We start from the raw sequence: 19,622 nt of genomic DNA, 5'->3' as shown, positions 1-19,622 counted from the left end.
ACTTGCGCTACACACACTTATAAAGAGACACGAACATGTCAAGTATCTATATATTATGGGACGACTCCCACATCTGGGGGCTGCTGGTTAAAAGAGCCCTTGAAGCATGGAACATCGACCACGAACTTGTGCGTGGGCATCAAATAGCGCAAGGACTGCTTTCAGGCAAGCCTCCAGCAGCACTTATCGTCCCCGGCGGATGGGCCAAGGGCAAGGCAAAGCACCTCGGCGGGCCGGGTATAGTTGAAATCCAGAAATATGTAGGTGAAGGTGGCAACTACCTCGGTTTTTGCGGCGGTGCCGGACTGGGCCTTTCCGGGGCTGGAGGTCTGTGCTTAAGCTGCTGGCAACGCAAGGGTTTTGAAAACAGGCTGCATCATTTTTTAAGCGGACATATCAATGTAAAACTTGACCAATCCAATCCGCTGGTTCCGGACAGTCTCGGTGAAAGCGCACTGATTCCGGTCTGGTGGCCGGGACAGTTTTCCCCGAACAAATGCGATTCCACAACCGCCCTTGGCCGCTATCGCGAACCGGGCAATGACTTCTGGGTGGCAGACCTGCGGATCAGCTCACTGCCGGAAGGAACTCTCAACGACTGGCATAATATGTACGGCATCTCCCTGCTACCGGAGTTTCTGCATGACCGTCCGGCAGTTGTCTGTGGACAGACCGGAAAGGGCCAGTTTATTTTAAGTTACCCGCACCTTGAAACCCCTGCATCCGCAGAGGCGAATATCTGGCTGTCGCACATCCTTGACTGCATGCTGGGGCAGGAGACTCAGGACCGCCCCACTCTTCCGGCTTGGGAACTGGCTGACACACCAACTAATTGGGAAGACCCGGACCTTGTTTCCGTACGCAAATCTTTGGAACAGATCATCGCCACCGGGCAAGGACACTTTCTGCTCTTCTGGCGCAACCCCTGGTTGCTTGGCTGGAGAAGAGGCATTCCCGGAGCAGCATTAAACAGCCTTTATGCGCTTATCTGCAAAGTAACTTCTATGGAGCCCAATGATGCTTCAATTGAGAAGTGGAACTCATGCAAAGGTGAATTCATGAAGTACATGTCCATCTTTGAAGAAGGCGTTACCGGGTACCTGCTTGCGGAACGTTTTGCCATGACCATGCGCACTCTTGAACCGCACTCAATCTTTCCAAAAGCTTTGCGGGAGCAACGCAACGGGCTGTTCGGACCTCCTCCCGGCGCAGGAGGAATCTACGCAAAGCTGCTTTCCATTCTGGAGGAGCTTGTCTGGACCATGCATAAAGCAAAATAAAAAAACGCCGATGAAGTATCTATCAGTAGTATTTGAACATTAACTAAATCTATAATAAGGTTAATTTGAAAATTAGTATTTTTCCAATTCCGGTTTAACGGCATACGCTAAAAACACGGGTAATATGATTCATGACTGACCAAGCGACTTCTGCACGGGGAGCAGACCTTCGCAACAAGCGGGATGATACTATTGCTGATAGCCGTGATGCTGCGCTGGAATTCAAAGTTACCCCGGATAAAATGGCAGCTTTCATTTCTGCCTATACTCCTGCAGAAGGCAATGGAAAACAACTCTCGCTGGAATTAATGCAGGCAGAGCTGGAACGTTCCGGGATCGGTGGAGAGCTTGACCACGATGGAGCCATGTTCGCTCTTAAAAGAGCGGGAGAAGGAAAAAGCATCCTCAACGTTGCCCTTGTGCGCGCCCAATACCCTCAAAATGCTGAAGACGGTCAGATCATAACTGACGCCGACCTTGATTTTCCGGTTCTACCGGGAATGGAATTCGGAAAATTAAGTAAAGCGACCCCGGCTTCTCCCGGTAAGAACCTTGACGGAGAAGCAATCCCCGCCGACGACACTCATACCCCCATACCGATTACTCTCGCTGACGCAGAGATTTGCAACTGTATTCTTAATCCTGAAAGCGGAAAACTCATTGCTGAAACCTACGGGCTGGTTAAAATTGAAGAACAGCAGGTAAGGGTTGAACCTCTTATCAAAGTCTCAGAAGATCTGATGAAGGTTTCCACCAAGCTCTATCCACATGACTGTTTTGGCTTAAGGTACGAACTGGGTGCACTTGAACCTACTCTGCAATCAATGGGAATTTCCCGCCCGCTGCAACATGTCACAGGCCAGACAGCAATAAAGAAAGCCCGCGAGACAGGCGTTGCACAAAAAGCCGTAATCGTAACCGGAACTGAACCGGTTCCCGGCCGGGACGGATATTTCGAATATGACCGCGATGATATTGCCACCAGTTCCATAGGCACAGCCGGAGAGGATGACCGTATAGATTTCAAGGACCGTGGAGTTCATCCCATGGTCTCACCCGGAGATATTATCGGGAAAATCCATCCCCCTGTTGAAGGCAAGGCAGGAGAAGACGTTTATGGACGACTGACCCCACCTCCCGGCGGCAACACCCTTGAGATTAAGACCGGAGAACATGTTGCTCCCCTGCCCGACGGTATCACCTATAAAGCCACCTCCACCGGAATCGTCCATTTTCAGGACAACATGCTGGCAGTAAAAGATGTTCTGGAAACAAAAGGTGATGTTGATTACTCAACCGGAAACATCAAGCTGGAAAAAGGCTCAGTTCATGTAAACGGCTCCATACGTGAAGGCTTCACGGTGGAAGTCCCGGACCATGTGGTTGTTTCAGACTCCATTGAAGGGGCCAGCGTAACAGCCGGAGGAGATATTGAAGTCAAGGGCGGACTGGTCATGTCCGGTAAAGGACTGATCAAAGCCGAAGGCGTCATTACAGCGCAATTCGCCTCCAATGCACGCATTGAATGCGGAGATGAAATTATCATCAAGCATGAAATGAGCAACTGTCTTATCCGTTGCAAAGGGCCGATTAGCGCTCTGGGCGGAAAAGGTATCATCCAAGGCGGAGTGATTGCTTCACATATCGGCATTGAAGCCAACGAAATAGGCTCTGAAATGGGTGTAAAAACTGTTGTAAATATTACAGCAAAGCAAAAAGTAAACGCCAAGCTGATCAAGGAACGAGATGATTTGCGGGAGCGGCTGCTTAAGATTAATACAGCCATCGGTCAGGGGGATAATGAATCCATCCTCAGATCAACCCCTCCTGCCAAGCGGGAACAGATGAAACAAATCCTGATGATGCGCGGGCGTATAAAAATCAAGCTTAAAGAGATTCGCAAACAACTCTCGCAAGAGCTTAACGATTACTACAAATCGCTTGAGAAACTATCCATCCGGGTCCACCGAAAGATTCATCCCGGTGTAGAGATCAAGATCGGCGGTAAAACCGTTCAGATCAAGAAACCAACTCCACGAATGAAATTCCGCTTTGATGCAGATGAGCGGACAATTATTGCTGCAAAATTTTAGTCAGCCCTTTGTGGAGACTATCCTTCCGCTATCATCAGCAGGATCATCAAGATCAAAATCAAAACTGTCTTCAAAAGTATCTACCAGTTCACGCTTTACTTCCAGCTCCAGTTCAGTGCGCGGAGAAGGTTCCGGCAGCCACGGTCCGGGCAATGATGTTTCCGGGATTAAATAAGAGCTGACCTTGTTTGCAATGACTTCATCATTAACATCCTGCCAGCGGGTAAACAGGCCGTCCTCCTCGTCTTCCAGCATCTCACGGACTTTATCAGGATCAGATAGCAGAGCATCATAAAAGGTATCGGAATCAAACCAGAGCAGCTTATCCTCTTCCGCTTCCTTCAATCCGATCCATTCCAGATCAACCTTGTTATCAGTAACCGGATCACGCCAAAGATCGGCAAAGCCCTCGCGAAAAAGGTCCTCGGCAGGCAGGATGGCTTTACGCAGATCATTATAGCCATCGGTAATCAGCCCAACGTTCTTTTCCATCTCAGTAACAGCATCCACCACCCGCAGCGGCAGGCTGCCACCGAAGCCTTCTTCGAGATTCACCTTGACCCTGCCCTGATCCAAAGCAAACTCACCGGGAGCGCGGATTTCAGTAAAGCCGTTGATAGTCATCTGGGCATCTGAACCGGGACGGGCAGTAACATTCAAACCCAACGCGTCAAGACCGGAGCCGGGTTCCAGCTCAAGCCTTTCACCGATCTTGGGATTAACTGCGGTTATGCTTACGGCCTTACCGTCAATTAAATAGTAATCGTCCCCGGTATAAACAGGAGAAACCAGCTTGGCGTCTACCACTTCGGCATCAATCTTATCTGAAGTTGAAGATGCTGCATTGGCAATGCGGGTCAATACGGTATACCAGTCGTCTCCATCTTCCACACGGAAATCGATAGTTCCCGACTCACTGCCGATTGTATAATCAATGGAATGATCCCCGGCAGTGAGGGTTGTTCCGGCATTTTCATCAAAAGCCTTGCTCAGAAACTGTGAAGGCCCCCCTGCTACAGCATTGGAAAGATTATAGAGTCCCTCTTCCGCCGGACCGATAGGCTTCTCGGTGGCATACAATTTTAAATGGGAGATCAAATGACCGCTGGTGTCATCAAAGGAAAGTCTATTCAATGCTTCAAAATTCTCCGGTCCAACACCTTCATTCTCTTCAGTGAGCACGTAGGCTGTGTTTACGGAGAAAGCCAATGCCGAACCGGTACCCAACAGGTCATCCGGGTTAGAACCGACTGCATTCTGCTTGATGATACGGGCCTGAACCGGAAGAGAACTGTCGTTAACCGCATCCCGAACTGCTTCCAAGACCTCATCGTTAGTCATGTCACTGGTAATCTCGACAACAAGCTGGTTCTTTATGTGTCCCCAAGGCAAATCCTGCCCTTCAGAAACACTGCTTGAAAGATCCAGATTGATACTGCTCTTGTTGTACCCCAGAGACATATCAAACTTGTAGTATCCGGGATCAAGAGTTGTCAGGTCCTCCCCGGTAAAACCACGGGAATAATAACGGTTGTAACGCTGGAGATCACTTTTAGGGGTGAGGGAAGACGAAATTTTATTATCAAGAAATGGGTCATTGACCACAAGACGGGCACTGCTAAGGGCAAAATCCTGATTTGGCCAACGGAAGGCGGCAAGAGTCTCACTTAATGACTTGACCTTGGATTGGACCTCCATGGCCACGGAAGGAGCTGTGAGTTCATATTTATTTTTCAGTGCGGCACGGTTGAACCGGTCTTCCCAGTATGATCCAGGGAAAACCTGCTGTAGGGAATCAGTCTTCTCTGTTGATTCCGCAATTCTGAGCTTGGTTCCGTCCAGTGTCAGCTGTTCCGCCACAACCCGTTTCTCCATAGTAGACACCGGCCATACATAACCCCTGAGCAGGAGCTGTAGCCGGAGCCGCAGTTCTATCCTTCATCTGTAATAATGATCGGACAGTTTCGGGTTCGGCTTTACCCCGCCCAATGCGAACAAGACAGCCAACCATATTGCGAACCATCTGCTTCAGGAAGCCGGAACCGCAGACTTCCAGAATCATCTCCTGTTCGGTCTGTCCGGGATAGCGTTTAAATTCATGGATTGTGCGCACGGTGGACTTGATCTCAGTTCCTGTATTCTGGAAGGAGGAAAAATCATGTTCACCCAAGAAATATTGCATGCCCTGATCAAGGGCGCAAAAATCAAGAGGCCCGCATTTCCAGACATAATGTCTGCGCCACGGCAGAAAAAAGGAATTTTCCAGCCACAATGTATAGGTATAAGTTTTACGGATTGCACTGTAACGGGAATGAAATTCGGGAGAAACAAGCTGTGCATCCAGAATGGTCACATCGTCTGGAAGAAGAGAATTGAGTGCCCGTTGCCACTTAACTGAAGCAAAGCAGCTATCCACATCAAAATGAGCAACCTGACCCAGCGCATGTACGCCGCTGTCCGTACGCCCGGAACCGTGCACCCTTACCGTAGTCCCGGTAATGCGGGTTATAGCCTTTTCCAGATCACCCTGCACAGTGCGCAGCTTGGGCTGCAACTGCCAGCCGCAGAAATTGGTGCCATCGTAAGCTATGATGAGTTTGATTCTTTGCAATTTTAAAAACTTATTCTTCCAAAGGTGTCTGTAGCTTGGTCAGTTCTTCGGAAAGCTTGGCTGCTTTCTTGGGACTCACGTAACCGAGAATCGCCCCGGCACTTCGGCCACGCATGCCTGACAAAATCTTGACGGCGAGATCAATATCGAGGGATTCGATGACCTGTGCAGCCTGCTTTGCCTTCATAGCAGTATAAACGCCCACCAGATGCTTGATCTTTTTATCCTTGAGAACATCAGCATCAGCGATCATCTTCTTGAGTCGCTTTTCAAGGTCGTTCAGTTCGGCCAGTTTTTTATCCAGATTCTGCTCTAAAGTACGCAGGGAGCGTTCTTTACGTGCTAATTCATCTTCCTTGGCCTTGAGAGCTTTCCAGTCTGCCTCGGGCATAGTGGCTGGCTTGGCTGCTTCTTTCGGTGCAGCCTTGGAATTATCTTTAGCTTCGGCGGCTATGGCCTGCGGGGGAGTAACTACACTACGTACGACATTGCTGCTTTCCACCACAGCTTCAACAACATCCTTAACTTCCTCATGATGATCAGTAAGGTCAAAACCCAACGATCCGATCAAGGAAAGTTTAAAAAATGCCAGTAAAATCAGGCAGACAAGTATCTTAGAAATTTTCAGGTTTGAAGCGAATTGTTGCCATTTCGTCGAACTCTTTTTGTTCTTTGAGACTTTCTTCTTCATGATATTTCTTCGCCTGATTTTCTTTTAGCTTTTCGAGCAGTTTACGATCTTTTGACTTTTTAACAGCTTCTGCACGACATTTTTGCAAGTTAAGGGCCAACTGTTTCAAGCGAAGCTGGGCAGCATGAAGATCCTCTTTGAGAGCCGAATCATACTGCTGCCAGAGCCACATGTCATTGGCTGAAAGACTGTCGTATTTCTTCTTCTGGTGGGCGACTATCTTTTCTTCTACTGCCCAAAGCTTTTTCTTTTGCTCCTGATGAAGACGCAGGGCTTCCGCAAGAGCAAGCCGAGCCTGCTCTTCCGCCTGTTCCCTGAACTCCAGAACCTTTTCAAGTTTGAATGCAAAAGGTTTGGGCATATTATGAATTGATCATTGAGATGATTACTTCTTTTCTTCCGGCTTTCCGGCCAGTCCGCAATACCCTTTATCGCCATCAGCAAACCGCCACATCATGCACATGGTTCCCTGACAGAATTTCATCTTGTCATCACTGGTCATAAGGTAAGGACAGTATTTGAATTTAGCTTCATTTTCAGAATAGAGCATGAACACCTCGCTGCTAGTTGGATACGACCTTTTCGTATATCAAGCACTGCTTGCCCATGGCCTGCTTGACATATTCCTTTACAAGAACGCCGATGCGCTCTTCGCGGGTGAACTTGTCGGCATACTTGCCGTTCTCGTACACTTCCGGGAATTCATCAGACAAAACCGGATGCTTGGCTGCAAAATGCTCAACCTGCTTTGAATATTCGGAAATATAATGATCCAGTTCCTGCTCAGGCATAGCCTCGATCTCTCTGACCTTTTCAGCGAACACCTGCGGCTCGGGAAGAGTCTCGGATTCCATCAGCGCAGTAAAAGCACGGCCGAAACGCTGGCTGCCTTCAAAGATATGCTTGGGACGAACCACATTCAGCCCAGCCCAACCAGCACGCAGCCACTTGAACAGATAACTTACAGTCTGTTCAGGATCATTTTTGTCCTGAATATAAAGGTTCACAGACATGGAGTCGTACATGAAAGTATCCATCCAGCCCATGCCGCCCGAAGTAAGGCCGGGAATACCGCTGTAGAAATAGTTCCACTGGTTGTCATCAACAACCAGACCTTTCATGCCCACGCTGGACTTATCCAGCTGCTTGGAAACTGAAAGAAAGACATCACGGCCTTCATATTTCATGAGAACCAGCAGACGATTCAGGTCGTAACGGTAATATGCACCGCCAAAGGAATCCGGAGTGTTAACTTCAAATTCCTCACCACGCCAGACTCTGGGAGTAGCGCAATCACCAAGGAATTTCCAAGGCTGAGCCTTTTCAGCATAAAACTGACTGTCAGGAGACCAACCGCTAACCCGGATAACAGAAGGATAAATGGCGTAGTTAGGAATTTCAGGATTGTAAGTATATTCGAGAATCCTCTTCAACCCGGCATTAACCTGCATACGCATAGCCGCACCATTTGCGGAATCACGTTTGGGCAACTTGATAATTTTGTCTGTCGGGGGAGTATCATCCACATATTTAATCAGGCCCGCAATTTTGGAAGCATCGAGATCTGCTCCGCTGCCGGACATAAAGTCGAAAAGATAATCAAGGCCGGCATCAACCTGTTTAGGAAGAGTGACTTTCTTGTCTTTATCTTTGTCCCCTAAAGAGCACTCACCTTCCCCTGCAAAAAAAAGAAAAGGAACCATGGCAACCATAGCCACGGCAACCGCACGGAATATTGTCCGAAAAGAATTCGAACTCATAATAAATTTCATATATTTTGTTCACCTTCCCACCTATATACGATGGGTTTTTAGCTGATTTCAGTACTCTCTATTTATGCACTAATCCACATCTTGGCAAGCTCAGCGTTTTTACGGGATCCGGCACCGTTACGCCTTTAAGAGCCATTATGGTTCTAATTTGAGATAAGCAAAATAAATACCCTTTGTAAGTTTATATATAATTTACGATGGGTACGTGTTGCAGCTGGATTTGCCAGCCCAACCTGAAAAGGTCAACTGTCCAAAAAAAAGACGCCCTCGAGGGCGTCTTAACAGAAATACTTATTTTGAACGCAGCCTATTCAATAGAAATACATTCAACCGGACACGTATCAATTGATTCAAGTACGCATTCAAGATCAACAGCATCCTCTTTGATCACTTCTGCCTTTTCTCCTTCTGAATCAAGAGCAAAAACTTCAGGGCAAAGCTCGACACAGGTTTCGCAGCCAATACATTCGTCCTGATCAATCACTACTTTTTTAGCCATAATATGCCTCCAAAACGTTGGATAAGAACTACTGCTTTATTTTGAAAACAACCTAAACACAAAGACTATATTTTGTGCAAGCTTTTACTTACGTATTCAGAATAAAAACAAGTTAATATTTCTCAATCAGCTTTGCGTACTTTCCACTCGATTTTATCTTCTTCAAACCCTTATTGAACATTCTCAGTAGATATTTTGAATTATTTCTTTTCTTGCAAAGCAAAAGGTGTAAACTCTCTGATTTTAATGGAGCTGCAATCTCACCAAACTCAGAGATAAGCCCGGAGTACGATTCTTTTATTAAATATCTACCGACATCATCACTTTCCAGCAGAAAATCAATGCGCCCTTTAAGCAGCATTTCAAATCCGTTACTGATACATGGTACCGGTTCACACTTATATCCCATTTGCTTTAAATCGTTACCCAGCTCGTATCCCAGAGGAACTCCGACCAAATATTTTTTTATAACGTCACTAGAAATATCGGCATGATCTTTAAATCTCTTTTTCAGGTAAAACAAAGACGCTTTCATTTCATAGATAGGATCGGAGTATAAAAATAATTTTTCCCTTTCGTCACGTTTAACCCATGGAAAAGAACCATCAACCCCAGCCTGCATCAGGCACCGCAACGCCCTTTTCCAAGGATAAAATTGAAATTCAACTTTAATCCCCTCCGCTGCGAAAGCAGCCTTCACAATATCGGTACAAATGCCGCTTCCACCATTTGATTTCGAAACATATGGCTCCCACTCTCCAGTGGCTACAGTCACAACCTCCACTGCAGACACAGCGCGTCCATAAGTGAGCATTATCAATGCCAGCAAAACAACACTGACCACTCGAATTCGATTCAATTCACACCACCTTGCCAAGACTAAGACCTCACCATTTTTTAAGAGACCACTATAATGAACTATATCATAGCACACACAACGTGTCTAAAGCCTTTTATATACCCCTTCTAAAAACACAAGGCCCCCGGAATAATTATTCCGGGGGCCTTGTGTTTTTTGCTTTTAATAATTCTTTATTCGCCGAGATATGCCTTCTGGATATCGGGATTATTCAGAAGCTTCGAAGCTTCATCTTCCATAACCACATTTCCGGTTTCAAGAACATATCCGCGATGAGCCATACTGAGGGCTACTTTTGCGTTTTGTTCTACCAGAATTATCGTCGTTCCAAGTTTATTAATTTCATTGATGATATCAAAAATTTGCTTAACGATAAGCGGTGCAAGACCAAGCGAAGGCTCATCCAAAAGCAGAACCTTGGGACGACTCATAAGGGCCCGCCCTATAGCTAACATCTGCTGTTCACCGCCGGAAAGTGTTCCGCCTGCCTGTCTGCGTCTTTCACGCAGGATAGGAAACATGGCGAAAACCCGCTCCATATCGTCGGCGATTTCATTATCGTTGCGGAAGAAAGCCCCCATATCGAGGTTTTCCTCAATAGTCAGGCGCGGAAAGATACGCCGACCTTCCGGTACCTGACAAAGGCCCATAGATGGCAGATTATCTGAAGCGACCTTATTAATGCATTGTCCCTTGTAATAGATCTCTCCGGCAGTGGCTTTGACTATATTGCAGATAGTCATCAGAGTTGTAGATTTACCGGCACCGTTTGCACCGATAATCGAAACAATCTCCCCTTCCATAGCCTTGATACTGATACCTTTCAGGGCTTTGATACTGCCATATCCCGCATGGACATCACGAAGTTCTAAAATAGGTTCTGACATGGCTTAATCCTTTTCCGCCTTCATTCTACGTTTGGGAGGCAGCAATCCCTGCGGCCTGAAAAGCATCATCAAAGTCATGACACCACCAAAAACAAGCATGCGGTAAAGTTCGAAATCCCTAAATATCTCCGGCAGGGCAATCAAAGCCAACGCACCGAGGATAACACCGGGAATGGAGCCCATACCACCGAGAACAACCATGGAAAGAACCATTGCAGATTCAAGGAAAGTAAATGATTCCGGGCTGACAAAACGCATACGTGCTGCATAAAATGCACCGGCCATACCGCCAAAGCATGCTCCAGAGCAATACGCCAGCAACTTCATATAAAAAGTGGGAATACCCATGACCTCGGCAGCAGTCTCATCCTCGCGAATTGCTTCCCATGCACGACCAATGCGTGAATGGTTCAAACGGTAGACCGCAATGATGGTGAACACAACCAATGCTAATATTACATAGTAGATTAGGGACAGTTTTTTGAGCCAGAGATGCTCAAGGGTAAACCCATTGGCAAAATCAGGCCAGTAAGCACCCGGAGCCTTAATCCCGGTAATCCCGTTGGGACCGTTGGTCAGGCTCATCCAGTTATTGAGTACCATGCGCACGATTTCCGCAAACCCGAGGGTAACAATAGCCAGATAGTCTCCACGCATACGCATGGAACAGTAACCGATGATACATGCTCCCAGACCGGCCACACCCGCACTGATGGGCAGGCAAAGCCAGAAGGCAAGCTTGAAATTAATTGAGAGCAAGGCATAAGTATAAGCACCAAGGCCGTAAAAAGCGATGTAGCCAAGATCAAGCATACCTGCCAAACCCACAACAATATTCAAGCCGAGACCAAGGCAGATATAAATCATGCAGTTAATAGCTACATCCTGCGCATAGCGCCCGAACAGATGCGGATAAGCAACAGCAAAAGCAAGTATCGCAAAAGCCCAGACAGCAAATGGCAGGGTCGAGGTAGCCTTCTTCACTCCCCCAACAGCAGCGCCGGCAGGCTTGGTGATAAAATTGAATGCTCCGATACTGTTCAACTGCCGTAAGACAAGAAGAAACGAGCACCCGGCGGCGATCTTCCACCAGACCGAAAAGGTGGTTGCCACTTCCAATCCTTCAGGCTTTACTCCGAGTAAGGGCCAGAGCAGGATGAACAACCAGATCATCCCAACGCCTAAAGAAGTCCAGTGCTTTTTAAACTCTGGTATCGTCAACGTTCTCTCCCATGATTCCTGAAGGTCTGAAATAAAGCACTCCGATGAGGATCAGGAATGCAAAAACATCTTTGTATTCGCCGGAAATATAACCGGCAGCGAAAATTTCGACCATACCAATGATGAACCCACCGATCATTGCACCGGTAATGTTACCGATTCCGCCCAGAACAGCAGCGGCAAAAGCTTTGATACCCGGGACGAAACCCATGTCGTAACGAACCGATCCGTAATAAAGACCGACCATAATCCCCGCTGCAGCAGCGAGTCCGGCACCGATGGCAAAGGTTAAGCTGATGATACGGTTTGAGTTGATTCCCACCAGCGCAGACATAATCTTATCCTGCGCTGTGGAGCGCATAGCCTTACCGATACGGGTCTTAAAGACCAGAAAGTTAAGCGCCACCAACAGAAAAGCGGTCAGGCTGACAATGAAAAGCTGCATATAAGACAGCATAACTGTCCCAAACTCAAATCCTCCCTGAGTCAATTCAGTGGGATAGGGTCTGTCATATACGCCCTGAGTAAGCATCAGGCCATTCTGCAGAAAAATGGACATACCGAGCGCAGAAAGAAGCACCGAAAGCCTCGAAGAGCTTCTCAGCGGTTTATAGGCCACTTTCTCAACAGCCATAGCCAGCATAGCGCAATAAGCCATAGCCAGAATAAGCGATCCGGACAGGCAGACCCATGCCGGAGCCCCCTGCGCAAGCAGGTAGCTCATAAAGATAACACCGACATAACCGCCAGCTGCAAAGAACTCACCATGAGCGAAGTTAATGAGCTGGATAATGCCGTACACCATGGTATACCCCAGCGCGATCAGTGCATAGACACTGCCGAGGGTGATACCGTTGATGAGTTGCTGAAAAAAATATTCCATGGAGTTCCGGGGGCTGTGCGTAAAGGTCCCCGTCTTTAAAGACGGGGACCATGATTTAAGTACTTCTAGTAGAGCTTGCCGGTTGCGGGGTTCCAGTAGTTAATGAACTTGCCGCCATCAACCTTACGGATAATATAGTTGGAGCCGGAGTCTCCATTAGGCTTAAATTTGATGTGCTTGGTTGCGCCATCGTAATCAAGCTTCATAAGCTCAGCTTTAACTTTATCAGGATCGGTAGAACCTGCAGCAGTGACAGCCTTGAAGTAAGCCATAGCGGAGTCATAAGCATAACCGGAGTATGCACCGGGCTCACCGTGCTTGGGCTGGTACTTAGCATAGAATTCTTTGTAAGCAGGAGCTTCACTATCGATGTAACCGAAAGTCAGGTAAACATCTTCAGCTGCATCTTTTGCAATCTCAATAAGCTGCGGATGGTAAACAGCATCCTGAGCAAGGCGGGCAGCCTTGATACCCATGCGCTTAGCCTGAATAAGCATCAGAGCACCGGTAGCTGAGTTCTGCATGGACATGTAGAACACATCAGGATTGGTATTCTTAACTTTAGTAAGAATAGCGGAGAAATCTTTATCGCCCTGGTTAACGTGCTCGTGACCAAGAACTTTAATTCCAGCGGCGTTACACATCTTCTCTACGCCGTCAGCAAGACCCTGAGAATAAGCAGTCTTATCATCTACGATGTAAACAGACTTAGCACCGAGTTTTTCCTGCATGAACTTGAGAGCAATAGCACCCTGGTCGTCATCACGTCCGCACATGCGGAACATGTAGGGCAGACCGCGGGAGGTAACCTTTTCATTAGTGGAGGCCGGGGTGATCATAACGATTGATTCTTCATCAAGAACTTCAGAAGCAGGCAGAGTTGCACTTGAGCAGTATGCACCGACAACACCGTTTGCTTCTTCGTTGATCAGCTTGTTGGCAGTTGCAACAGCCTGACGGGGTTCGCATGCAGTATCCTGCGGCAGGACCACGATTTCATCAAAACCGGGAATACCACCATTTGCTTTCACAACTTCAACCGCGGTAAGTACACCATTTTTAATGTCATTACCGTCAGCAGCATATGGTCCGGTCAGCGGTCCCATGGTTCCGACTTTAAGTGTCTTAGCGAACACCATACCTGCGCTCAGCATCAGAATTGCTGCCACGAGCAATGCTGTCATCATAGAACGTTTCATAAAATGAGCCTCCCTAAAGTAAATAAGATTAGTTACCCAGATATGCCTCAATTACAGCAGGATTCTTCTGAATTTCTTCAGGGTTCCCCTTTGCAATCATTACTCCGTGATCAAGAACTACAAGACGCTGACAAATTCCCATGACTACTTTCATGTCATGTTCCACCATCAGCACATTGATACCTCTTTCAGAGATTTTACGGATTGTTTCCATCAACTCCGCACTCTCCGCCGGGTTCAGCCCTGCCGCAGGTTCATCAAGCAAAATGGAACTAGGCTCAGAAGCCAGTGCCCTTGCAATCTCAAGCCTGCGCTGATGGCCGTATGGAAGACTGGACGCTACTTCGTCAGCATATTCGTCCAACTCCGCAAAACGAAGCTCCTCCATAGCCTTCTCCTTGATACACGCCTCCTCCTTTTTCTGGGCAGGAGTGCGAAAAATGGCACCAAAGACTCCGCACGAAGAGCGGGAGTGCTGAGCAACCATTACGTTCTCAAGGGCGGTCATGTTCTGGAAAAGACGGATATTCTGGAAGGTTCTGGCAATGCCTTTATGAAGTACCTGATACGGCTTAAGCCCTGTCAGGTTTTCACCATTGTACTCCACGTGCCCCCCGGAAGCTGAATAAACTCCGGTGATCACGTTAAAGACTGTGGTTTTGCCAGCGCCGTTGGGACCGATCAGCCCCACAATCTCCCCCGGCATGAGAGAGAAGTTAACCTCTGCCAAAGCCTGCAGCCCACCGAAGCGGACGCTCACGTCGTGTAAATGAAGTTCTGCCATATTGGACATACCTATACACATTATTCTTCTTAAGATCAAGGTAGAAGACGTTTTTTATTCCTTACTAGCTCGATCTAAAGAATTAATATTCGCAACAACAATGCTTTACCAAGAATAAACAATTCTACTGATTGTAGAATCAGCATTGATACAAAATACACAACAACATAGTTGATTACTTGATCAAGAAACATCAGAATGCAAGTTTAACTATATTCTGCATTCTAGTGCTTTTATCTAATAATAGTATCTACATTTACTGATTCACATTTAATCATACAGATTATAATGCTTAATAAAAGTCTTTTTTTGCTTACAAAATTGTCCATATATTTAGCACTATTTTCCATATTTGGCTAATTTCCATGCAAATCATTGTCGCCTTAACTTTAGCTGACATTTAGTCTCTAAAAATACTCTTTTCATGAATTTAGTTCGATCATTTAAATATTTTGCTTTGCAATAGCATTTCGACACCTGTAATTGAGTTCTCACTTATGTAAAATTTTTCAAAAAAAATTTTATTCTGTTGAGGCTAAACAAACAAAAAAGGCCCTGTCCGCGTTGCGGACAGGGCCTTACGTACTTCAATTGAATGAAGCTAAGAGGCTTTTATCGGCCTACCAGCTGTCATCACCGAAGGGATCGGAACCGAAGCCGAAGTCTTCAGCAGGTGCGCCACCGGTTTCGGGAGCGCCAGCGGAATCGCCACCAGCAGCAGGAGCTGCGCCTTCAGCAACAGCACCAGCAGCTACGGTTACAACACCGTGCTTTTTAACGTCTTCGATCATCTTGAGGAGTTCATCAACCTTGCCGATGTACTCTTCAACTTTTTCCTGGGAAGTAACGATGACTTTGTCGCCTTCGTCTTTACCAGCAGCTTCGAAAGCTTCACACTTGCCTTTGTATTCAGCCATGGCTTTTTCGGTTTCACCGAGTTTGCCTTCAGCAGCAGCAAGTTTGGTTTCCAGATCCTGAACTTTAGCAGCCTGTTCAGTGATGGTGGAACGGTATTCAGCGAGCTTTCCGAAGATAGCGTCAACCTGAGTCATAACGTCGCCGGGAAGTGCGCCAACAGATACGTTGTCGCCAAGGCCGGTAACCTGACCGGTTTTCATTTTAGCCAGTTCAGGATGCTGTTCGTAGATCCATGCTTTTGCAAGAGCTGCTGCAAAAGGTTCGAATTCAGCATCAATGTCTTTCTGAGTCATGTAGCCCAGAAGTTCCTGTACGGAGTTATTGCTTTCGCCACCCTTGATGTAGGACACAAAAGTGCTCATGGGGAAAGTTTTGCGTGCTTCAGACATGGTTAGTTCCTCCTTGCTCTATTACAGAGTAAAAGTCTTTTCTTCACGGACCGGCATGGGCAGACGGCCAATGTATCTTGCATAAGTTAAAGCTGCAGTCCTGTAGACGAGGTGTCCAAGCTTGGACCACGGCAGATAGACAAACATCATGAATACGGCGATCAAGTGCACGTAGTACATGGGGTATGCGAGAATTGCGACGCCGAGGAGACGCAGGATTTCGCACATGATACCGGTTACGGCGATAGTCCAGATCAGGCCGAGCAGGTACCAGTCATAGTAGCTGGAACCGTGTACGCCCTGGTCCTGATTCAGGCGACGCTTGGTGAGCAGCACGAGGGAGTAAACCAGCAGCACTGCGCCGACGTTGGCCAGAATCTTGATCGGATGCCACAGCGGCATGGGGGTATGGCCGATAGGGCCGAGGAAAGGAATAATCTTTCCACCCCAGTGGGTTACTGCAACCACACCGGTTACTACCATCAGGCAGATAAATGCGACCATGATGAAACGGTGGCCGTTGAACTTCTGTTCGTCAGCTTCGTCGGTTTCGCCGCATTCTTTCCACTTGGAGTGAGTCAGCAGTTCGTTCTTGCAAACGTCGATGAAGCACTCCAGCATGCTGGGCTTTTCAGATTTGTCACCTACAGCAAAGACCTTAGGTTGATCTTTGAATGATTCGATCAGGTTCTTAACTCCCTTGTAGAAAGTCCAAACCATGAAACCGAAGGCAATCATGAAGATCGGGTCAATAGTAAAGTCGCCGGGGAACAGGTGTCCGTAGACGATTTCACCATCTTTAAGAGGGAAGAAGGAACCGCGAACTCCCGCCATGATGAACCAAATCACCAGGTAGATAGCTGCCGGAATAGCAATAAGCTTGGGCAGATGCTTGGGGGAAGCCATCCATTTACCGATAATGGAAGGGGTTACCATCTTCTGATAGGCCATGTTACGAAGTCCTGCGAGAAGGTCTGCCGGACGAGCACCGCGGGGGCACAGGTCGGAACAGGTACCGCAGTTGTGGCACAGCCATATATCAATGTCATTTACGAGTTTATCTTTAAGGCCCCACTGAGCCCAGACCATTTCCTTACGCGGGTAAGGGTTGTCGGCAGGCGAGAGGGGACAGGCTACAGAGCAAGTTGCGCACTGATAGCACTTCTTGAGGCTTTCGCCACCGACTTCCTGCAGTTCTTTGATGAACTGCAGATCCGGTTTAATGCGAATATCTTTTTCCATGTCGCGTCTACCTCCTAGTAGCCCTTGAACGGGTTAGGACCGATCTTGATCATCTCATTAACAAAGTTATCGATCATATCGGGCACTTTGTCGTATTCGTCGATGGCAAGTTCAGCCTGTACAACACGTTCGGGTTCAACGCCAAGTCTGTTCAGAGAATCAGCGACGTTTTCCATACGGCGGTTACAAAGCTCAGAACCTTTCATAAAGTGGCACTGGTAATCTTCACCGTATTTACAACCGAGCAGAAGAACTCCATCAATACCCTTGGACATTGCATCAGCAATCCAGATGGTGTTTACAGAGCCGAGGCAGCGGACGGGAACAACACGAACGTAAGGAGACCAGCCTTTACCGCGCATAGCTGCCATATCGAGTGCCGGGTAGGCATCGTTTTCGCAAGCCAGAACGATAAAACGGGGACCGTCAGCTTCCATATCATCAGGTACGTTAACCTGCTTGATCATGGAACCGATCATGTCAATGTTGTAGTTGTCGAATCCGATTACGCGCTCAGGGCAGGCACCCATACAGGTACCGCAACGGCGGCAACGGGACGGATTCGGCATTGGTGTTCCTTTTTCATCATCATCCAGTGCGCCGAAGGGACATTCCTCGGTACAACGCTTACACTGTGTGCAGCGCATGAAGTTGAAAACAGGATAGGTGGTGTCACCGGAGCGGGGGTGTACAGCTACGCCGTGGTTGGAGGAGTTGATACACTGAATCGCTTTCAGGACAGCACCTGCTGCATCCTCACGAGCCAGTCCCATGGACATGGGCTGACGGACACAACCTGCGGCATAAATACCGGTACGGCGTGTTTCGTAGGGGAAGCAGATGTAGTTGGAGTCTGCGTAACCGTCGAACTGCTGGAGATCGGGGAATGCAGGACCCTGTCTGTATACGAGGTTGATGGTCGGATCGTGCGCGGTGGTGGGAACCATACCGGTGGGAACTACGACCAGTTCAGCTTCGATTTCAATATTTTCACCGAGCAGGGTGTTGCTTGCGCAAACAACCATTCCGGCACCCTCTTCCTTGATGGAAGTTACGGTACCTTTAGTCAGCATAACACCGGGGTTATCCTGTGCAGCACGGTAGTAACGCTCGTTCACGCCGGGCACCATCATGTGATCGTAGATGATGTAGGCTACAGCGTCGTCATTCTTTTCGCGTACGTAGTTGGCCTGCTTGAGGGCAACGAGACTGCTAAGCTCAGAAGTGTAAGGCAGGTGTTTGTAAGATTCCATGTCTTCGTAGACAAAGGTTTCTTCCTCTTCACCTTCTTCAGCCGCAGGTGCTTCCTCTGCTTCTTCGGTAGAATCAGCAGCAGCGGCTTCCTTAGCAGCAAACTCAGCTTCACTGAGGCGAGTATCAAGAACGAAAGCAACAGACTTAGCAGTCATCTTGCCTTCCTTGACCATAGCTTCAAATTCAGCAGCAGTCACAACCTTGGAAGAACCGTAACCCATAGGTTCTACGTATTTAGTATCCTGAGGAACCCAACCGGTTGCCAGAACACATGCACCGACAGCCATCTCTTCAACGTTGCCACCGACTTTCACTTTAGCAGTGTATTTGCCGGGAGCGCCTTCGAGAGCAGTAAGCTGTGCGGAGGTCAGCACTTTGATTCTGGAATTGGACTGAACTTCAGAGATCAGAGCTTCAATACCGGTTTCATGTGCTTCAGTATAAGGGTAGGAAAGAGGGAATGTTTTGTACATTCCGGCAGCCTTACCACCAAGGGTGGCTTCCTTTTCTACCAAAATTACGTCGTGGTTGGTCTTAGCAGCGTAAAGAGCCGCAGTAAGACCGGTGAAACCACCACCCATGACCATGACCACCTTGGTGGCATCAAAGGCCTGGGATTCCTGCTCGTTAGTTTTGAGCAGTTTGGTAACACCCATTTTGACGTATTCGTTTGCCATAATTTTGAGGAGCTCAGGAACTTCGCCGTTAGGATCGGGCATGGTGCCGTCGGGATTCCTGAAAACCTTGATGCACTGTTCACGCAGGTTGACTCGTTCGACAGCGACATTGTCAAAGTCGAAAATATCCCAGTCAACGCGAGGGCTAGTGCCGCAGATACATACTGCGTCAACGTTGCCAGCGTCGATATCTTCCTGAATGAGCTTTCTTCCTTCCTCGCTGTTAAGACGCGGGTGCACCTTTACGACCGGACACTCGTTCGCGTAAACGCGACCGACCAGTTCAGCCATTTCTTCAGCGTTCAGGTAAGGAGATACGCTCGCTTGGTCGAAATAAACACCGATTTTTTCGGGCATGTCGAC

General features: G+C 47.8%; 18 protein-coding genes. 2 read left to right on the top strand and 16 right to left on the bottom strand.

Annotation, left to right across the window (positions count from 1 at the left end):
* Positions 1-35 precede the first annotated feature (35 nt).
* Both DESAL_RS01270 and DESAL_RS01265 read left to right on the top strand, forming a co-directional pair.
* Complete coding sequence (locus tag DESAL_RS01270) at positions 36-1,280, top strand: BPL-N domain-containing protein (RefSeq protein WP_012765842.1); 1,245 nt, start codon at positions 36-38, stop codon at positions 1,278-1,280.
* A 131-nt stretch (positions 1,281-1,411) separates the two neighbouring features.
* Positions 1,412-3,373: a FapA family protein gene (locus tag DESAL_RS01265; RefSeq protein ID WP_012765841.1), complete on the top strand. Its 1,962-nt coding sequence runs from the start codon at positions 1,412-1,414 to the stop codon at positions 3,371-3,373.
* Here DESAL_RS01265 and DESAL_RS01260 read toward each other — a convergent pair whose 3' ends face one another.
* The 16 genes from DESAL_RS01260 to DESAL_RS01190 all read right to left on the bottom strand — a co-directional run bounded on the left by DESAL_RS01260 (position 3,374) and on the right by DESAL_RS01190 (position 19,616).
* Entirely contained in the window at positions 3,374-5,248 is a 1,875-nt protein-coding gene (locus DESAL_RS01260) for a hypothetical protein (RefSeq protein WP_041721560.1), read from the bottom strand.
* Positions 5,169-5,984, bottom strand: coding sequence for a tRNA pseudouridine(38-40) synthase TruA (truA, locus tag DESAL_RS01255; protein WP_012765839.1), 816 nt, complete (start codon positions 5,982-5,984; stop codon positions 5,169-5,171). Before truA ends, DESAL_RS01260 begins: the two co-directional genes overlap by 80 nt.
* Positions 5,985-5,994: 10 nt before the next feature.
* Positions 5,995-6,675 (bottom strand): MotE family protein, encoded by a 681-nt coding sequence (locus tag DESAL_RS01250; protein ID WP_081434549.1) that lies wholly within the window; start codon positions 6,673-6,675, stop codon positions 5,995-5,997.
* Positions 6,599-7,036, bottom strand: coding sequence for a flagellar export protein FliJ (gene fliJ / locus DESAL_RS01245; protein WP_012765837.1), 438 nt, complete (start codon positions 7,034-7,036; stop codon positions 6,599-6,601). Before fliJ ends, DESAL_RS01250 begins: the two co-directional genes overlap by 77 nt.
* A gap of 24 nt (positions 7,037-7,060) precedes the next feature.
* Positions 7,061-7,225, bottom strand: coding sequence for a hypothetical protein (locus DESAL_RS20290; protein WP_012765836.1), 165 nt, complete (start codon positions 7,223-7,225; stop codon positions 7,061-7,063).
* A gap of 13 nt (positions 7,226-7,238) precedes the next feature.
* On the bottom strand, positions 7,239-8,435 hold the full coding sequence (locus DESAL_RS01240; RefSeq protein ID WP_245543773.1) for a hypothetical protein: 1,197 nt from the start codon (positions 8,433-8,435) through the stop codon (positions 7,239-7,241).
* Between the two features lie 319 nt (positions 8,436-8,754).
* Positions 8,755-8,946 (bottom strand): ferredoxin, encoded by a 192-nt coding sequence (locus DESAL_RS01235; RefSeq protein ID WP_012765834.1) that lies wholly within the window; start codon positions 8,944-8,946, stop codon positions 8,755-8,757.
* 112 nt (positions 8,947-9,058) lie between these two features.
* Complete coding sequence (locus tag DESAL_RS01230) at positions 9,059-9,805, bottom strand: substrate-binding periplasmic protein (protein WP_012765833.1); 747 nt, start codon at positions 9,803-9,805, stop codon at positions 9,059-9,061.
* A 173-nt stretch (positions 9,806-9,978) separates the two neighbouring features.
* Positions 9,979-10,692 carry an ABC transporter ATP-binding protein gene (locus DESAL_RS01225; protein ID WP_012765832.1) on the bottom strand — a complete coding sequence of 238 codons (714 nt, stop codon included), beginning with the start codon at positions 10,690-10,692 and terminating at the stop codon, positions 9,979-9,981.
* 3 nt (positions 10,693-10,695) lie between these two features.
* Entirely contained in the window at positions 10,696-11,865 is a 1,170-nt protein-coding gene (locus DESAL_RS01220; protein WP_049759998.1) for an ABC transporter permease subunit, read from the bottom strand.
* Between the two features lie 28 nt (positions 11,866-11,893).
* A complete protein-coding gene (locus tag DESAL_RS01215) occupies positions 11,894-12,796 on the bottom strand; it encodes a branched-chain amino acid ABC transporter permease (protein ID WP_012765830.1) in 903 nt (300 codons plus the stop codon).
* 65 nt (positions 12,797-12,861) lie between these two features.
* On the bottom strand, positions 12,862-13,995 hold the full coding sequence (locus DESAL_RS01210) for a branched-chain amino acid ABC transporter substrate-binding protein (protein ID WP_012765829.1): 1,134 nt from the start codon (positions 13,993-13,995) through the stop codon (positions 12,862-12,864).
* A gap of 28 nt (positions 13,996-14,023) precedes the next feature.
* On the bottom strand, positions 14,024-14,779 hold the full coding sequence (locus DESAL_RS01205) for an ABC transporter ATP-binding protein (protein WP_012765828.1): 756 nt from the start codon (positions 14,777-14,779) through the stop codon (positions 14,024-14,026).
* Between the two features lie 620 nt (positions 14,780-15,399).
* On the bottom strand, positions 15,400-16,086 hold the full coding sequence (locus DESAL_RS01200; protein ID WP_012765827.1) for a hypothetical protein: 687 nt from the start codon (positions 16,084-16,086) through the stop codon (positions 15,400-15,402).
* 21 nt (positions 16,087-16,107) lie between these two features.
* A complete protein-coding gene (gene qmoC, locus DESAL_RS01195; RefSeq protein ID WP_012765826.1) occupies positions 16,108-17,328 on the bottom strand; it encodes a quinone-interacting membrane-bound oxidoreductase complex subunit QmoC in 1,221 nt (406 codons plus the stop codon).
* 14 nt (positions 17,329-17,342) lie between these two features.
* On the bottom strand, positions 17,343-19,616 hold the full coding sequence (locus DESAL_RS01190; protein ID WP_012765825.1) for a hydrogenase iron-sulfur subunit: 2,274 nt from the start codon (positions 19,614-19,616) through the stop codon (positions 17,343-17,345).
* Positions 19,617-19,622: the final 6 nt, after the last annotated feature.

Origin of the sequence: Maridesulfovibrio salexigens DSM 2638 (assembly GCF_000023445.1) — a bacterium.
Taxonomy (GTDB): domain Bacteria; phylum Desulfobacterota; class Desulfovibrionia; order Desulfovibrionales; family Desulfovibrionaceae; genus Maridesulfovibrio; species Maridesulfovibrio salexigens.
The sequence above is the reverse complement of the archived record's forward strand: the minus strand, read 5'-3'. Positions and strand labels throughout refer to the sequence as shown.

Coding starts and splice junctions, on each gene's coding strand:
- DESAL_RS01270 (WP_012765842.1), top strand. CDS start 36: ATGTCAAGTATCTATATATTATGGGACGACTCCCACATCTGGGGGCTG.
- DESAL_RS01265 (WP_012765841.1), top strand. CDS start 1,412: ATGACTGACCAAGCGACTTCTGCACGGGGAGCAGACCTTCGCAACAAG.
- DESAL_RS01260 (WP_041721560.1), bottom strand. CDS start 5,248: ATGGAGAAACGGGTTGTGGCGGAACAGCTGACACTGGACGGAACCAAG.
- DESAL_RS01250 (WP_081434549.1), bottom strand. CDS start 6,675: ATGAAGAAGAAAGTCTCAAAGAACAAAAAGAGTTCGACGAAATGGCAA.
- fliJ (WP_012765837.1), bottom strand. CDS start 7,036: ATGCCCAAACCTTTTGCATTCAAACTTGAAAAGGTTCTGGAGTTCAGG.
- DESAL_RS20290 (WP_012765836.1), bottom strand. CDS start 7,225: ATGCTCTATTCTGAAAATGAAGCTAAATTCAAATACTGTCCTTACCTT.
- DESAL_RS01240 (WP_245543773.1), bottom strand. CDS start 8,435: ATGAGTTCGAATTCTTTTCGGACAATATTCCGTGCGGTTGCCGTGGCT.
- DESAL_RS01235 (WP_012765834.1), bottom strand. CDS start 8,946: ATGGCTAAAAAAGTAGTGATTGATCAGGACGAATGTATTGGCTGCGAA.
- DESAL_RS01225 (WP_012765832.1), bottom strand. CDS start 10,692: ATGTCAGAACCTATTTTAGAACTTCGTGATGTCCATGCGGGATATGGC.
- DESAL_RS01220 (WP_049759998.1), bottom strand. CDS start 11,865: ATGATCTGGTTGTTCATCCTGCTCTGGCCCTTACTCGGAGTAAAGCCT.
- DESAL_RS01215 (WP_012765830.1), bottom strand. CDS start 12,796: ATGGAATATTTTTTTCAGCAACTCATCAACGGTATCACCCTCGGCAGT.
- DESAL_RS01210 (WP_012765829.1), bottom strand. CDS start 13,995: ATGAAACGTTCTATGATGACAGCATTGCTCGTGGCAGCAATTCTGATG.
- DESAL_RS01205 (WP_012765828.1), bottom strand. CDS start 14,779: ATGGCAGAACTTCATTTACACGACGTGAGCGTCCGCTTCGGTGGGCTG.
- DESAL_RS01200 (WP_012765827.1), bottom strand. CDS start 16,086: ATGTCTGAAGCACGCAAAACTTTCCCCATGAGCACTTTTGTGTCCTAC.
- qmoC (WP_012765826.1), bottom strand. CDS start 17,328: ATGGAAAAAGATATTCGCATTAAACCGGATCTGCAGTTCATCAAAGAA.
- DESAL_RS01190 (WP_012765825.1), bottom strand. CDS start 19,616: ATGCCCGAAAAAATCGGTGTTTATTTCGACCAAGCGAGCGTATCTCCT.